The organism is Sorangium sp. So ce448 (assembly GCF_051520915.1).
GTDB lineage: Bacteria > Myxococcota_A > Polyangia > Polyangiales > Polyangiaceae > Sorangium > Sorangium cellulosum_B.
This window is the reverse complement of record NZ_CP150343.1, coordinates 3,882,501-3,897,084: the sequence shown is the minus strand read 5'-3', so window position 1 is coordinate 3,897,084 and position 14,584 is coordinate 3,882,501. Positions and strand designations below refer to the sequence as shown.

Genomic DNA, 14,584 nt, shown 5'->3' with positions numbered 1-14,584 from the left:
CGAGCGCGGCTCCCCGGCTGGCAGCCGCCGGCGGCGCGGCTGTCGTTCGCTTGTCCGCGGCCGCATCCGGCAACTAGTCTCTCCCGCTTGCATGGCTAGCTCACCGCCTTCCTTCCTCCTCGCGGCCCTGACGTGCGCGATCGCGTCGGGGGGCGCCGCAGCTTGCTCCGAAGAGAGCCCCGCCGAGGCGGCGCCTGCCTCGCTCGAGGCGGAGGCCCTGCGGGCGCCCCCCGAGGCGGACGCGCCGCGCGTGTCCTCGGGAGCGGCCGCGCCGCGCGCCGCGGTCGTCGAGGCGGCGCACGTCACGAAGGCGTCGGACCCGGCCCAGGCGGAGGCCGACGCGCCGCCCGCGGCGAGCGCGGCGGCAACGCCGCCGCCCACCAGCGCGGCGGCGGAGGGCGCGCGCATCTACTCCAAGGCGCGGTTTGCGTGGATCAGCCCTGGCCCTTACCCGACGCGGGGCTGGAGCGGCTACCTGGGGCTCGGCGGCTCCGTCGCGCTGCGCGGCGGCAGCCTCGAGTCCGCGCGGACGCCCGGCGAGGGGTGCGACGCGTGGTACGCCATCGAGCCGCGGGGCTACGTCTGCGCCGGCGCCAGCGCCGCGGTCGACCCGAACGACCCGGTCGTGGCCGCGCTGCGGCCTCACGCGCCCAGGGTCGACTCCCCGTGGCCCTATGACTACGCGGAGTCGACCGGCGCGCCGCGCTACCCGCAGCTCCCGAGCGCGAAGGAGCAGCGGCGCTCCGAGTGGGACCTCGAGGAGCACCTCGCGAACATCGCGAAGGTGCGCGCCGCCGAGGGCGCTGGCGAGGAAGCCATCCGCGAGATCGACGAGGCCCTCGTGGGCGTCGACCTGAAGCCCGCGGGGGTCGCCGCCCCGGCGCTGTTTCCATTCGGCGGCCTCGTGCGCGAGGGGCGCGACCGGATCGTGAACGGCTCGACGGTGGCGTTCACCCGCGCGTTCGACGCGCAGGATCGGACCTGGGTGGTGACCTCGGACCAGGCGTACATGCCGAAGGATCGCCTGAAGCCCTACCCGCGCTCGAGCTTCCAGGGCGTCTGGCTGAAGGACGGGCGTTCGCTCCCGCTCGCGTTCTTCCGCAAGACCGATCGGCCGAAGTACCAGCGGGGCGCCGGCGGCCGCTTCGAGCCGACCGGCGCGTCGTTCGCGCGGCTCGCCTCGGTCGGGCTCACCGGTCGCGCCGAGGTCGAGGACGGCGAGCGGCTCCTCGAGACGCAGGAGCCGGGGATCTACGTGCGCGCGGACGATGCCGTCGTGATCGAGGCGGCGAAGAGCTCGCCGCTCGATGGCGACGGCGATCCGTCGTCGCCGCGCAAGTGGATCGAGGTCAGCGTGCTCGGCGGGTGGTTCGTCGCCTACGAAGAGCTCACCCCGGTCTTCGCGACGCTCATCTCACCGGGGCGCGGCGGCGTCCCGAGGCAGGGCATCCCCGCCATCGAGACCGCGGCGACGCCGACCGGGCGCTTCCGCATCGACGGGAAGTTCGTGACGGCGACGATGGTCTCGAGCACGAACGACAAGATCGTCCACTCCGAGGTGCAGTTCGTGCAGAACTTCAGCGGACCTCACGCGCTGCACGGCGCGTACTGGCACGACGCCTGGGGCGAGCCGAAGAGCGGCGGCTGCGTCAACCTCTCCCCCATCGACGCGAAGCAGATGTTCGCCTGGACCGACCCGCCGGTGCCGGAGGGGTGGCACGGCCTGCGGGCCTCCCGCGACGCCGGCCGCTCCACGGTGGTCCTCATTCACCGCTGATCGCGCGCGCGATCCGGCCCACGAGCCGCAGCGCGGCTTCCGCGAACACGTCCGGATCGAGCAGCAGGCCGACCACGAGGAAGCCGTCGCGCGGCATATCGAAGAAGTAGCCGGGGTGGACGATGATCCCCTCGTCGCGCACGAGGAGCTCGACCCAGCCGTCCTCGTCATGCACGCGCGGGACCTCCAGCGTCGCGTACCAGCCGCCGTCGATCGGGAGCCGCCGGACCGCGCCCCCGGCGCGCGCGGCGAGCGCCGCGTCGAGCGCGGCCAGGTTGGCCTGCACGCGCGACAGGATCGCGCGCTGGACGGGCGCCCGCGAGGCGAGGATCTCCGGCAGCGCGAGCTGCACCGGGGTGCCGACCGAGAGGTAGGTGTCCGCGATGACCTCGAGCCGCTCCAGCGCCGCCGCGGCGAGCTCCGGCGGCCCCGAGACCGCGATCCAGCCGAGCTTGAGCTGCGGCAGCGCCATCACCTTGGAGAGCCCGCTCAGCACGAACGTCAGCGCCTGCCGCGAGCCGGCGAAGCTCGGCAAGCGGTCCGGGGCGAGGTCTCCGTGGGCGTAGTCCCCGAAGACCTCGTCGACGATCAGCGCGAGCCCGCGCTCCCTGGCGCACGCCTCGAGCGCGGCGGCGTCGTCGCGGCGCACGAAGGAGCCGGTCGGGTTGTTCGGATGGACGAGCACCACCGCGCGCGTCCGCTCGCCGGCCGCGCGCTCGAGCGCGCCGAGGTCGATGCGCCATCCTTCCTCCCTGAGGAGCGGGTAGGGCGTGAGCGCGACGTCCTCGAGGCAGGCGAGGTACTCGAGCAGCGGGTAGGACGGCACGGGGACGAGCACGTCGTCGCCGCGCTCGGCGAGCAGCTTGAGCAGCCATCCGTACGCTTCGCTGGTGCTGGCCGTCAGCACGACGCTCGACGGATCCACGTCGAGCCCGCGCTCTTGGTAGTAGCGCGACACCGCGGCGCGCGCCGCCGGATCGCCGAGCGGCAGCGGCGCGTACCGCGCGCCGCGCGGCTCGCCGAGCGGCGCGATGAGGTGAGCCGTCTCGGCGATCCCGCAGCGCGTCGGGTTCGACTCGGTGAAATCGACGAGCGCGCGCCCCGCCCCGCGCGCCTCGGCGAGCACGGAGGCGAGGCTGTTGCCCGAGAGATCCCAGCCTGTGCGCGCCGCGAACCGCAGCGGCCGGGGCGCGCGCGCGTGCCCCGCGTCCGCCTCTGCCGCGGGAGGTCGATCCACGATCACCCGTTTCTCCATTCGTCCATGCTCCATCGCCGTCGTGCTCTACCCCGCCCCGCCGCTTGGCCACGGTGACACGGACGGCGGCGGACGGCAGCCGCGCGCGCCCGGGCGACGCAAGGGCGCGCGGGCAGCGGGGGTGCTCAGCCGCGGCGCCGACGGCGCGCCGCGGACGCCGCCACGAGGAGGCTCGCGAGGCCCCAGGCGGCGCGGCTCGACGGCGGCGTGCCGTCCGGGCGACCCGCGGCCCAGGCGCACGCGCCGCTGGTCGCCTCGAGCTCTCCGTTCGCCATCCAGACGTCGCTCCCCACCGGGAGCTCGCGCGCGCCGAGCGAGGCGCCGTCGTAGAGCACCTCGACGGCCAGCGTCGCCCCTCCGGAGCCGCGCGGCGCGGCGACCGCGAACTGCCACAGCCCGCGGCGCACCTCCCGGAGCGGCGTGTGCATCACCCCGCCGCGGACGGCGACCGTGAGCTTCCCATCGACGCCCCTCACCGGGGCGCCGTCAGGGCGTCGCAGCTCGATCGTCCCCCAGACCGGCCACGACGGGTCGGGCCTCGCGTAGGTGCTCGACAGGACGTACCAGCTCTTGTCGAGCGCCGGCTCGTTCTCGCCGGTCTCGACGGCCTCGAGCGCGAGGCGCGCGCCTTCGAGATCGAGCACGCCGGGACCGAGCTGCGCGTCGAGCGGCACCGCGCCCCTCGGGTACCGCGCGCCTGCCTGGAGCGCCTCCGTGACCTCCGCCTGGGTCAGGTTCGGGTTGACCTGGAAGAGGAGCGCGATCGCCCCTGCGACCTGCGGCGCCGCCATGGACGACCCTGACGCGATCGCGTGGTAGTCGTCGACGACGAAGCAAGGCTCGTCACCGGGGCACCCGGGCGTATCGAACAGCCCTCCGGGATCGTCGCGCGGGTCGACGCCGCTCGCCATGGCGGCCGCGACAAGGCCGCCGGGCGCGCTGATCTCCGGCTTGGCCACGCCGAACGGCGTGGGGCCAGCCGCGCTGAAGTAGCAGGCGCTGTCCTCTTCGATGTCCACGCCGTCGAGGCTCGTGAGGCGCACGCTCGTGGAGCTGCCCTGCGGCTGCCAGCGGACGCGGTTGATGGTGCACCCCACGGCGAGCAGCCCGGGGTGGCTCGCGGGCACGTTGATCGTCCCTTGCTTGATGGCGCGCGGGAAAAGGAGCCCGAGATCGTGCGACGGCGAGACGTCGCCGAGCCCTGTCACCCAGAGCTGCGCGTCTCCTTGGCCTCGCAGGCGGATCGCGAACTCGCCCGCCTTCCACGCCCCGCTGAAGGCCACGACGGCGCTGTTCGTCGCCGCGGTAATGGGCGACTTCCCGTTCGCGAGCCGGTTGATGACCGCGCCGGTCGTCTCGCCGTCGTCGCCTGTGTAGCCGGCGTCGTCTCCGGGCTCGATCAGGCCGATCCACGCCTCGCCGCCTGGCCCGTCGAGGCCGACCGACACCTCGTCCCCGGGCCGGAAGGTGATCCAGACGTATCCTTCGCCGCGCTCCGCGCTCGGCGTGCGGATGGGCACGCGCGTCTCGGCGTGCGCCGACACGTGGGCCTCGGTGTGGATCCCGAGCGACCCTTCGCCGTCGATCTCGTACGTCGCGCCGCTGTTGCCGGCGGCGACGACGATCGCCCGCCCCGGATGAGCGCTGCCGACCATCGCGGCGAGCCCTGCCTCGAGCGGGCTGGTCCCGTCGTGGGGCCCGAAATCGCTCCCGACGCTCAGGTTGACGACCGCCGGCATGTTCAGCTCCTCGGCGCGGTCGAAGATGAACTGCACCGCCTTGAGGATGTCCGGATCGTCGAAGCCCTCGCCGGGCCGCGCCGGCGCGGCGATGATCAGCGTCGCGGCGGGCGCCACGCCGATGTACCGCGGCCGCTCCGAGACCATCGGCCCGCCGTTGCCTGCCGCGATGGATGCCACGTGCGTGCCGTGCCCCGCGATATCGCGGAGGATGCCGGGCTTGCTCTGCGCGAGCAGGGCGTCGATGTCGGCGTCGGAGAAGATCGCGCACGCCGACTGGTCCGGATCATCGCACCCGTACGTGTGCTCGAGCGCCGCGTGCAGCCCCTTCGGGCTTCCGGCCTGCAGCATCCATCGGATCCGTGTCTTGCCGTCCTTGTCTCGAAAATCCGGGTGGGTCACGTCGAGACCGGTATCGACGACGCCGACGACCACCCCCTTGCCGTCCGCGCCGGTGGCCTTCCTGTACGGCTCGACGCGGATCCACCCCTTGGACCGATCCAGCAGGGGCCGCCGCGGCGGTCCTGTGAGCAGCCTGAGCTCCGGGTGCGCGGCGGAGAAGGCGCCGACGTCGCCGGGCGCGAGCCGGATGGTCCCGAAGCCTGGCGCGACCGGGAGGAGCCCGAGCGCTCGCGCGTCGGCGCCGGCGGGCAGCGGCACCGTCACGGCGATGCGCCCCCGCGGATCGGCGAGCGGGTGCCGACCCAGGCGCGAGCCGAGCAGGCGCGCCACCGCCGGGGCCGAGACGTCGGCGCGCGCTTCACCCGCCGCGAGGGTGAGGCCGAGCAGCGCGATGGAGAGCGGAAACCTGCGGGCGAGCACGCCGCGAGTCTACACCACGTCACCACGTCCGCGCGCGGCCGAGGTCTCGAAGGGCGCCGCCCTCACCGCGCGCTCTCCGGAGCGCGCCGTGTGCCGCTCACACCGGCGGCACGAGGTGCTTCTTTCGCGGCCTCTCCTCGATCTTGCCAGCGTACCGCTCGAAGCGGCGCGCCACCTCGCGGCGGAGGTTCGCCGTCGGGATGATCGCGTCGATCACGAGCTCGCTCGCGAGCTTCTCCAGATCGACGTCGGCCCGGTACTCGTCGCGCAGCTTCTGCACGAGCGCCTCGCGCTCGGGTCCCGCCGGGATCGCCTGGATCTTGTTGAAGTAGACGGCGTTCACCGCGGCGCTCGGCCCCATCACCGCGATCGAGGCCGAGGGCAGGGCGATGCACTCGTCGGGCGCGAACGCCGGCCCGCACATCGCGTAGAGCCCGGCCCCGTACGCCTTGCGCACGACGACGGACAGCTTCGGCACGCTCGCCTCGCTCACCGCGGCGATCATCTTCGCCCCGGCCCGGATGATCCCCTGCCTCTCGACGACGGTCCCGATCATGAAGCCGGGCACGTCGGCGAGGTACAGGAGCGGGATGTTGAAGGCGTCGCACAGCCAGATGAACCGCGCCGCCTTGTCGGCCGAGTCCACGAACAGCACGCCGCCCTTGTATTTTGGCTGGTTCGCGACGATGCCGACCGCGCGTCCCTCGACGCGCGCGAGCCCCGTCACGATCTCTCGCGCATAGAGCTTCTTGATCTCGACGAAGCTGCCCTCGTCGATGATGGCGTCGATGACGGCCATGATGTCGAACGGCTTGTTCTCGTCGGCGGGGATCACGTCCTCGAGCGGCCGCTGCCCTGGCTTCTCCGGCCTCGGCTCGACGCGGGGCGCGGTCTCGGCGGAGCTCTGCGGCATCAGCGCGAGGTAGCGCTTCGCGAAGGCGATCGCCTCCTCCTCGGTCTTCACGAGCACGTCGCCGCACCCCGAGACCGAGCAGTGCATGCGCGCTCCGCCGAGCTCTTCGAGCGTGACCTTCTCGCCGATCACCATCTCGGCCATCCGCGGAGAGCCCAGGTACATGCTCGCGTTGCTCTCGACCATGCACACGACGTCGCAGAACGCCGGGATGTACGCGCCCCCCGCCGCCGACGGGCCGAACAGCAGGCAGATCTGCGGGACGAGGCCGCTCAGCTCGACCTGGTTGTAGAAGATCCGGCCCGCGCCGCGCCGCCCGGGGAACATCTCGATCTGATCGGTGATCCGCGCCCCCGCGGAGTCGACGAGGTAGAGCAGCGGGCACCGGAGGCGCCGCGCGGTCTCCTGCACGCGCAGGATCTTCTCCACGGTGCGGCGCCCCCACGAGCCGGCCTTCACCGTCGAGTCGTTCGCCATCACGCACACGGGGCGCCCGCCCACCGTCCCGGTGCCCGTGATGACGCCGTCGGCCGGCAGCTCGGGATCCAGCGCGTTGGCGAGCGCCGCGTCCTCGATGAAGCTGCCTTCATCGACGAGCAGCGCGACGCGTTGCCGCGCGAACAGCTTGCCCTGTTCCGCGTTCTTGTCGTGGTACTTCTGCGCGCCTCCCTTCTCGATGCGCGCCGTGAGATCCCGCAGCTTCTGATCGAGCGACATGGCGCGACCCATAGCCCTAAGCGCGCCGGGCGACCACCTCCCGCGCCGCCGATTCGAGCTCCCGCGCGGTCCGGGCGACCAGCACCTTCGTCGACGCGGCGGCGTAGCGCGGCATCGCGCTGTCTCCCGTCCCCCAGGCGCCCGGCCCCTCGGGGCACAGCCACAGGAGCGCCCGCGCCCGGTCGCGGAGCCTCCTCACGACCTCCGCCTCGTCCGCGAAGTAGTTCGTGCGCCCGTCGCCCAGGATCACGAGGGTCACCCGCCGGTCCACGTCACGCCCGTGTCGCTCCTCGAAGGCCAGCAGGGCGCGCCCGTAATTCGAGTTGTGCGCCCGGCTCACCACCTCGCCGCGCTGGATCCGCTCGAGCGCCGAGCTCGCCGGCAACGCCTCGAAGAGCTCGGTCGTCTCGGCGAGCTCGCTCACGAAGACGAACGAGCGCGTCCGGTCGAAGAGCTCCTGCGCCGCGCAGACGAACTCGAGCATGAACCGCGCGGCGACGCGGACCGAGTCCGACACGTCGCACAGGATCATCAGGCGCGGCTTGTCGCGCCGCCGCGCTCGACGCGCCGGCTGGAACGGCACGCCGCCGGTCTGGAGGCTGCGCCGCAGCGTCCGGTGGGGATCGATCCTCCCGCGCCGCGCGCGGCGCCTCCGGAGCCGCTCCACGCCCCGGAGCCGCACGGACAGCTCCTTCACTGCGCGGCGCACCTCCTCCATCTCGCCCTCGCCGAGCGAGGCGAACGGGACATCCATGCGGCCCTGGGCAGCTGGCTCCTCGCCCTCGACGCGCCGGAGCGACAGCGTCACGTGCTCGCGCACGCGATGCCGCATGCGCTCCAGCTCAGCGGCGAGCGCCTCCGCGAGGGCCCTCCCCCGCTCCTCGCCGAGCGCCTCCTCGAGCGCGCTCCGGATCCGCCGCAGCGCGCTCGCGACGGCCGGCACCCCGAGCTGATCCATCACCCGCTGCGCGAAGAACCCGACCTGGAGCGAGCTCGTCATCGGCGCGAGCACGCGCGCGATGCCGGCCGCCTGGAGCGCTCGGTCGAGCTCCCCCGCGGTCCTTGCGAGCGCCTGAAAGGCGATCGCGTCGCCCGAGGCGCCGCTCCGCTCCGCCGCCGCGCTCAGCAGATCGCGCAGGGCGGAGAGCTCCCCATCCGAGAACCCTCGCTCCCGCAGGCGCCCCCACAGATCGCCGACGTGCGCGCCCGCGGGGGAGAAGAAGCGGTCGAAGCAGGCGCGGTACCGGCGGAGATCGGCGGCGCGCTCGACGACCACCGCGCCGATGGCGTCGCGCAGCGTCCCTCGGTCGCCGAACCCGACGAGGGCGCACGCGCGCGTGACATCGATGGCCTGCGCCGTCGAGACGGCGAAGCCGTCGCGGCGCAGCGCCCAGAGGAACTCGTCGATGGAGAGGAGCATGGAGAGCGCACCGGTCCAGCCCGCGCGGCTCCGCGGCGGCTACGGCGCCGGCGCGGGCTCCGCGAGCAGCGCCTTGAGGAGCTTCTCGATCTCGGCGTGCCGGGTCGGGTCGTACCCGACCACCACGTCCCGGATGACGCCCTTCTTGTCGATCACGAACATCGTGGGGAGCGCCTTGACGCCGTAGGCCGCGGAGGTCGACTCCGACCCGTCCGCCGCGACCGCGTAGCGCATCGAGAGGGCCTGCGCTGTCTTCGTCGCGACGCTCACGTCGTCGGTCGTCACGCCCACGACCCGCAGCCCCTGCGCGGCGTACGCCGCGTGCCACGCCGAGAGCTGCGGGGCCATCAAGCGGCACGGCCCGCACCACGTCGCCCAGAAATCGAGCAGCACCACGTTTCCGCGCAGGGTCCCGATGTTCGCCGGGACGGTCCCTCCGACGGTGGTGAGCGACTTCCAGGCTGGCGCGAACGTGCCGATCTTGTCGAGGCGAAGGATCTGATCGTGCCCGGGGAACGGCACCAGCGTCGGCGCGACGTCTCGCTCTCGTCCGCCGCGCCGGATCCGGAGGTTCACCACATTTCCAGGCCCCGCGAGCGCGACACGCGCGACGAGCTGCTTTGGCTCGTCGATCTGGACGCCATCCGCCGCGATGACCTGATCCCCGTCCACGATGCCCGCCTTGGCCGCCGGCGAGCTGGTGACGACGTGCTTCGCGACCACCCCCCCGGCCGGCCCCGGCTCCAGCTCCACGCCCAGCCAGGCGCGGCGGGACGCCTCCTCGGCGGCTGCGTGCGGGGCGCCTCCCAGCAGCGCGGCGCCCGACAGCGACACCAGCGTGGCGGCCCAGAGGGCGCGCCATGCGCGGCCTCGCCTGGAAGAGGCCAGGTACATCCGGGCAGTGTAGCATCTCGACCGGTGCGGTCCCGAACCCGCCTCTCTGCGTGGTGCGCGCTCGCTGCGGCGTCGCTCGCCTCGATGACGCTCTCGACGGAGGCGCGGGTCCGCTCCGGGTGGGCCCCCCTGCCGCTCGGCTGTGCGCCGCCCCCGCCGTCCCTGTCCCCCGCTCACGTCGCGGAGACCACGGAGTGGATCGGACGCGGTTCCAGCTCCGTCCCCGAGGCGCGCGCGCCGGCCGCCACGCCGGCTGCACCGCCGGCCGCGGCGCCCTCGGCGTGGGAGCTCGCCGGGCAGCTCGCGAGCTTCCAGCCCGTCACGGGTCGAGCTCGCTCCCAGCACTTCACTGGCGAGATGGACGCGGAGGTGAGGGTCAACGCGGCGGCTGCGCCCTACCCGCAGCTCGGTCCGGATCGCGTTCTCCCCTCTGGCGCGGCCGTGGTCGAGTTCCACTACCGGGCGGGCGCATCGGAGCCCGACACGCTTCTGGCCATGGTGAAGCGACCGGCTGGCTACGACCCCGACGGCGGCAACTGGGAGTACCTCGTCCTCACGCCCCAGGGCACCTCCACCCACCGCGGCGCCCTGCCCCTCTGCAAACGCTGTCATGCCGACGCCCCGCACGACCACCTCTTCGGCGGCCCCCGATAGGCGCTCGCGTGGCCCTCGATAGCGCGACGCGTCACAGCGTCCGTTGGTCGGGGCTCTCGGTCCGCAAAGATTGCGAAACACGGCATGGCACGCGACACAGCTGCCCGAGCACTCGTCGGACACGGATCCACGACAGCCGAAGAAACCGCGGCGAAACGTGAGTATTCCGCTGGACGTACGCGCGCGCGAGGACGCGCCGAGGACGAGGCTGGGAGATGGCACAGAGGCTGCTCCAGGCGGAATTGGCCGTGTTCTGCGCTGTGGGCTGCAGCGTGTCTCGGTCCTCCTCCCCTCGTAACGGGCCTCACTAGCTTGTGCTTGGTCGTTCAGCGGGCGCCATCCCGCCTCTTCATGGCGCCGCTGCTGCTTGGCTTACAGCTTCTTCCCGTTTCGTCAGCTTGGCCTGCTCGTCCCGTGGTGCGCTTTCAGAGCTTCGCTTGCCCTTCGAGAGCGTGTGAAAGCGCGCGGCCATTCCGTGACGGAGTCGCCGCGCGCCCTGTTTTTGTCCTGCGCTCCGAGCAGGCGCCCTCAGGCATCGATCACTTTTCCTTTGACAGCTCGCTCGGGGGCGTATAAACGCCGGCACTCACTTCGCGCAACCGAGCGCGACGCGGGAGTGCGGTGGCGTAGCCACGCCTTGCACTTGCCTTCACCAGAGCGCCCATAGCTCAGCTGGATAGAGCATCGGCCTACGAAGCCGGGGGTCGGAAGTTCGAATCTTCCTGGGCGCGCCTGATCGGTCATGTAAAAGGTCCTCAGCCTCTCATGGATGTCATGGATGACGGAGCGGATTTGCTCCTCTCCCCTGTGGCACAGCCGGAGGAACCAGCGAGCGTCGACGCGCTGTGGATGCGCGAGGCGCTCGCGGAGGCCGAGGCTGCGGCAGGTGCCGGTGACGTCCCCGTGGGGGCGCTCATCGTCGACGCGTCGGGGACGGTGCTGGCGCGCGGTCGAAACCGCCGCGAGATCGACCAGGATCCGACGGGGCACGCCGAGGTGGACGCGCTGCGGGCGGCTGCCAGGCGGCTTGGTCATTGGCGGCTCGAAGGGGCGACGGTCTACGCGACGCTGGAGCCGTGTCCCATGTGCGCCGGCGCGCTCGTCAATGCCAGGATTGCGCGGCTCGTCTACGGCTGCCCGGACCCGAAGGCGGGAGCGGTCGACACGCTCTTCGCGATCGGGCGCGACAACCGGCTCAACCATCGCTTCGCGGTGACGTCGGGCGTGCTCGCAGACGAGTGCGCCGGCGTGCTCCGCGCGTTCTTCGCGAAGCTCCGGACCGCCGCGTCGAAGCGCTGACGGCCCGGCCTGCGCGTGTGGGCGTCAAGGCGCCGCCCAGGCACCCCCCTCGTCCTCTCCCGATCTCTCCTCGCCGGCTTCACCGCCGTCCTCGGAGGGCTGGCGGGGCGCCAGATGAGGCGCCGGGGAGCCTCGCACCACGACCTCCTGGAGCCCCTTCTCCAGCTCCTCGTCGGAGATCCGATGGCGCCTGTGCGCGATCTGCATGAGTTTGCGCAGGTACCCGCTCCACGCAGCGGTGACCTCGCCGTTCGCATCGAAGTGCTGCACGCTCGGGTTTGGGAGGATCGAGGCGATGTAGAGCGCCTGTCCGAGCGAGAGCTGCGCCGCGGACGCATTGAAGTAGTGCCGCGCGGCGGCGCCGATGCCGTAGACCAGCGGCCCGAACTCCACAGCGTTCAGGTAGAGCTCCATGATCTGCTCCTTGGTGAGCTCCTGCTCCAGGTACATGGTGAGCAAGGTTTCCTGGAGCTTGCGCGCCACGCTCTTGGTCCGCTCGAGGTAGAGGTTCTTGGCGAGCTGCATGCTGACGGTGCTCGCCCCCCGCACGAACCTCCTCTTCCGGAGGTTCTCGCGGATCGAGTTCTTGATGGCTTCCTCGTCGAACCCGTGGTGCCGGTGGAAGGCGCCGTCCTCCGTGGTCAGCACGGCGACCTCCATGAAGCGGGAGATGTCCTCGTAGGGGACCCAATCGGCGGTCCCTGGCCCGGACTCGATGTCGACGCGCTTGCTCCCGGGCCCGTAAACCAGGCGCCGGAACGCGCGCTTGAAGCGATCGACGCTGAGCTCCGGCGGCATCTCCGTCACGCGGCAGGTGTTGGAGACGCCCCAGTCCAGCAAAAAATTCCGGTCGAGGTTCGCGGTATCGAACCGGAGCTTCCCTTCGATCCCGAACGAGCCGGCGAGCCTCATGCCGTGGAGCTTCGCCACGATCCCTTTGGGCACTGAATCCAGCATCGACTGGCAAGCCGTGAGGGGCACCTCGAAGGTGCCGCGGACCCGGTGTGAGTTCCCGGCGTGCTCGTACTCGCCGTGCGCGATCAGCCTCAGCGCACCGAGGTCGACCTCGGCGTCCTCGGCGACGAGCTTGGACCCGTCGAGCTTGCCGTTCGCCTTCGCTCGCCATGCCAGGTCGAGGCCTGCGATGGGCTCGTCTGCCAGTGCCGCGCTCCGCAGAGAGAGGTTTCTCAGCCTTCCTTCGCCGTCGACGCCAAGCGTCTGGCCGTCGGCCGAGAGGACGACCCGCGCGCGGCTGACGATCGACGTCCTCGCCACATCGAACAGGCCCATGTCCCCTTCATGGACGCCGAGGGTGGAGAGCCAGATGGGTCCGCCCTGCACATCGGCGACGATCTCCTGCGGGATCTCCTTCGCGTCGCTGAGCGGCACGCGAAGGCGAAAGGTGAGCGCTTGCTGGGCGTCGGCGCCGGCGGCCGCGATGGCGGCCTCTCCAGGCGAGAGCTCCACCACGAGCGAGCCCGCCTCGCGCCGCACGGCGAGGTGCCCCGGTCCCAGGTTGAGGTGATCGGCGTCGCGCCGGAGGCGCGCGGTGACACCTGCGACGTCGACCTTGGCGTCCTTGCCGAGCGCCAGATCGATGCCCTGCGCCGCCCGCAGAAGGGCTTCTCGAACCGCAGCCCCTCGATTCCGCCCCGCCTCGGCCCCGTCGCCGCGCTCGGCCGTCCTCGTCAGCTGTGCCGGATGGGTGCGCCCGCTCTGCTCAGGCACGACCTGAGGTTCAGGGGTCCCCTCCGGGAGCGCCACGTTCGCGTCGATGGATTCGGCCGAGAGCTCGCTCACCTGGTACCGCCCCTGCTCCAGGGCGAGCACCAGCCGGCCGTGTCGGACCGAGAAGGCTGCCCGTCCCAGGGACAGGATCGCTTCGCGCGCCGCGATGGCTGTCCGCCCTCCCGCGCGCGACAGGTGCACGTTGTCGGCCGACAGGCTCTCCGCGGGCGAGTCGGCCCGATCGGTCCAGACGAGCCGCAAGCCCTCCAGCTCGGTGCTACCGCCCCCATCGCTCGTCGCGGTGCCGGCGCGTCCTGCCGGCTGCCCCGCCCGCCAGGTCTCCAATTCGTGGAGGATCGCCTCGCGCGGGCCGACGGCGGAGACCGTCCCCCCGCGCATCGTCACGCGCCGTCCCGAAACGCCCAGCCCGACGGCGACCTCCTCCAGGCGGATGGAGATGCTCGGCACCCCGCGCAGCTGGACGTCCACCCCCTTCAGGGAGACGCCGCTCCAGGTCGGCCGAACCTGGTCGATCGACAGCGATGCCCCGTACCGATCAGCCGCCTGCTCGGCCTGGTAGCGCACAAAAGGGGCGAACCCGACGACGAGCCCGCCACAGAGGGCCCCCCCGGCGACCGCAGCGATTCTCCTGCGCTTGAATCCCAAGGTTCCCCTAGGGTAGCAACGCCTGGCGGCCGGAAGAAACTCGCAGCGTCATCTTGATCTCGCGCCGCCGTCCCCTGCCGGCCCCCTCGCTGCCGCCTGCGCTGGCACTTCTTCTCACGCGGCGCGCCGCGCCGCACGCCGCGCGAACGCCCAGATCTGCGACCAGCGAAAATTCAAGCCAGACAGCAAAACGAAAGCCTTCAACAGGCTCCTGGCGCATGTCGGGACCAACGATCGCGGGGGTCGCGACGCGTTGATCAAAAGCAGCGCCAGTGAAGCCAAGTCCCAAGGTGAGCTCGGCGCCGCGAAGATGCTGCAGAGCAGCATCCCGAGGTCAAAGCAAAATGACAAAAAAAAACCTGCGCACGGCTCTCACCATGCGCAGGTTCGAAGAAAATCCCGGCGGCGTCCTACTCTCCCACCAGGTTGCCCTGGCAGTACCATCGGCTCCAAGAAGCTTAACTTCCGAGTTCGGTATGGGATCGGGTGTGACCTTCTCGATATCACCACCGGAAACTTGTGGGTGCGTCCAATCGGAACCCTCCGGAGCCCGCTTCTCGCGGTGCTCTACGGCAGGGCCAGCTGTGTCACGCTGCTCGTCACCCGAACTCCGGGCGCGACGCTTCGATGTTTGCCTTAGAAGTATGGTCAAGCCGCACGACCTATTAGTACCGGTTAGCTCCGCCGATTGCTCGGCTTC

Annotated in this window: 10 protein-coding genes, 1 tRNA gene and 2 rRNA genes (1 of these 13 running past the window's edge); 4 read left to right on the top strand and 9 right to left on the bottom strand. The window is 71.8% G+C overall.

The genetic code is table 11. The features are described from left to right. Positions 1-91 precede the first annotated feature (91 nt). Positions 92-1,777 (top strand): L,D-transpeptidase, encoded by a 1,686-nt coding sequence (locus WMF45_RS15025; RefSeq protein WP_437717570.1) that lies wholly within the window; start codon positions 92-94, stop codon positions 1,775-1,777. On the opposite strand, the gene WMF45_RS15020 is transcribed toward WMF45_RS15025, so the two are convergent. The 5 genes from WMF45_RS15020 to WMF45_RS15000 form a co-directional block, all read right to left on the bottom strand. Next, entirely contained in the window at positions 1,764-3,014 is a 1,251-nt protein-coding gene (locus WMF45_RS15020) for a pyridoxal phosphate-dependent aminotransferase (protein WP_437717569.1), read from the bottom strand. The genes WMF45_RS15025 and WMF45_RS15020 overlap by 14 nt on opposite strands. Positions 3,015-3,157: 143 nt before the next feature. Beyond that, entirely contained in the window at positions 3,158-5,593 is a 2,436-nt protein-coding gene (locus WMF45_RS15015; RefSeq protein WP_437717568.1) for a S8 family serine peptidase, read from the bottom strand. Between the two features lie 97 nt (positions 5,594-5,690). After that, positions 5,691-7,223: an acyl-CoA carboxylase subunit beta gene (locus tag WMF45_RS15010; protein ID WP_437717567.1), complete on the bottom strand. Its 1,533-nt coding sequence runs from the start codon at positions 7,221-7,223 to the stop codon at positions 5,691-5,693. Between the two features lie 16 nt (positions 7,224-7,239). Next, the gene (locus WMF45_RS15005) at positions 7,240-8,643 is read right to left on the bottom strand and encodes a VWA domain-containing protein (RefSeq protein ID WP_437717566.1); all 1,404 of its coding nucleotides are present in this window, start codon (positions 8,641-8,643) and stop codon (positions 7,240-7,242) included. Between the two features lie 39 nt (positions 8,644-8,682). Then, on the bottom strand, positions 8,683-9,537 hold the full coding sequence (locus WMF45_RS15000) for a redoxin domain-containing protein (RefSeq protein WP_437717565.1): 855 nt from the start codon (positions 9,535-9,537) through the stop codon (positions 8,683-8,685). 24 nt (positions 9,538-9,561) lie between these two features. Between WMF45_RS15000 and WMF45_RS14995 the strand changes: the two genes are divergently transcribed. The 3 genes from WMF45_RS14995 to tadA all read left to right on the top strand — a co-directional run bounded on the left by WMF45_RS14995 (position 9,562) and on the right by tadA (position 11,490). Beyond that, the gene (locus WMF45_RS14995; RefSeq protein WP_437717564.1) at positions 9,562-10,191 is read left to right on the top strand and encodes a hypothetical protein; all 630 of its coding nucleotides are present in this window, start codon (positions 9,562-9,564) and stop codon (positions 10,189-10,191) included. A gap of 657 nt (positions 10,192-10,848) precedes the next feature. After that, a tRNA-Arg gene (locus WMF45_RS14990) sits at positions 10,849-10,922 on the top strand. A 43-nt stretch (positions 10,923-10,965) separates the two neighbouring features. Next, positions 10,966-11,490 carry a tRNA adenosine(34) deaminase TadA gene (gene tadA, locus WMF45_RS14985; protein ID WP_437717563.1) on the top strand — a complete coding sequence of 175 codons (525 nt, stop codon included), beginning with the start codon at positions 10,966-10,968 and terminating at the stop codon, positions 11,488-11,490. A 24-nt stretch (positions 11,491-11,514) separates the two neighbouring features. Here the strand turns inward: tadA and WMF45_RS14980 are convergent, their stop codons facing one another. From WMF45_RS14980 to WMF45_RS14965, 4 genes are all read right to left on the bottom strand, one after another. After that, complete coding sequence (locus WMF45_RS14980) at positions 11,515-13,884, bottom strand: transglycosylase domain-containing protein (RefSeq protein ID WP_437717562.1); 2,370 nt, start codon at positions 13,882-13,884, stop codon at positions 11,515-11,517. Positions 13,885-13,891: 7 nt separating this feature from the next. Continuing rightward, on the bottom strand, positions 13,892-14,173 hold the full coding sequence (locus WMF45_RS14975; protein ID WP_437717561.1) for a hypothetical protein: 282 nt from the start codon (positions 14,171-14,173) through the stop codon (positions 13,892-13,894). Positions 14,174-14,281: 108 nt separating this feature from the next. Continuing rightward, positions 14,282-14,398, bottom strand: a 5S ribosomal RNA gene (gene rrf, locus WMF45_RS14970). A gap of 130 nt (positions 14,399-14,528) precedes the next feature. Further along, positions 14,529-14,584, bottom strand: a 23S ribosomal RNA gene (locus WMF45_RS14965) (it continues 2,949 nt past the right edge of the window).

Bases quoted from the DNA above. Each gene is read 5' to 3' on its own strand.
- WMF45_RS15000 (WP_437717565.1), bottom strand. From the start codon at position 9,537: ATGTACCTGGCCTCTTCCAGGCGAGGCCGCGCATGGCGCGCCCTCTGG.
- WMF45_RS15005 (WP_437717566.1), bottom strand. From the start codon at position 8,643: ATGCTCCTCTCCATCGACGAGTTCCTCTGGGCGCTGCGCCGCGACGGC.
- WMF45_RS15010 (WP_437717567.1), bottom strand. From the start codon at position 7,223: ATGTCGCTCGATCAGAAGCTGCGGGATCTCACGGCGCGCATCGAGAAG.
- tadA (WP_437717563.1), top strand. From the start codon at position 10,966: ATGGATGACGGAGCGGATTTGCTCCTCTCCCCTGTGGCACAGCCGGAG.
- WMF45_RS15025 (WP_437717570.1), top strand. From the start codon at position 92: ATGGCTAGCTCACCGCCTTCCTTCCTCCTCGCGGCCCTGACGTGCGCG.